The organism is Campylobacter concisus (genome assembly GCF_002913945.1).
Lineage (GTDB): Bacteria > Campylobacterota > Campylobacteria > Campylobacterales > Campylobacteraceae > Campylobacter_A > Campylobacter_A concisus_P.
The window spans coordinates 1-439 of sequence record NZ_POZK01000020.1; the positions used below are offsets into that span (position 1 = coordinate 1).

A 439-nucleotide genomic window follows, 5' to 3' on the forward strand; every position below is an offset into this window, starting at 1 on the left:
TATATTAATAGCCCACTAAAAGGCTGGACTAGATACGAGCTAGCGGAGTTTGTAAATCTTAGCGGCACATACACAAAAACAATCTACCGCTATTTAAAACAATATCGGCAAACTGGACGCTGGTGCATTCGATACGATGATTTTAAAGAGCTTTTGGGTGTCCCAGAAAAGTAGCGAGCAAGCGAGATAGACAAATGGAGTTTAAAGCCTGCAATCAAAGAGCTATCGGCAGAACGAAACCTTTTTGATATGCGCCGCACACCTTTTCAAAAACTATCAGTCCGAAAATTTAAAAAAGGGCGAGAGATTGAAACGCTAGAATTTACTTTTATGCCGCAGCCTGTTTCAGAGCTTGAAAAGGACGAGAAAGAGAACGAAAGAAATCTAGCAACTATTGCAAGAGATATCCAAAGAGAAGAGAGGCTGCGATCTTTGAAAC

At 40.8% G+C, this 439-nt stretch carries 1 protein-coding gene and 1 pseudogene; both read left to right on the plus strand.

Going from position 1 to position 439, the window contains the following annotated elements; genetic code table 11:
• Window positions 1-3: 3 nt before the first annotated feature.
• Window positions 4-174: a replication initiation protein gene (locus CYP64_RS10455; protein ID WP_369008330.1), complete on the plus strand. Its 171-nt coding sequence runs from the start codon at window positions 4-6 to the stop codon at window positions 172-174.
• Window positions 175-213: 39 nt separating this feature from the next.
• Window positions 214-439: pseudogene (locus CYP64_RS10430) on the plus strand (hypothetical protein); the annotation flags it as partial.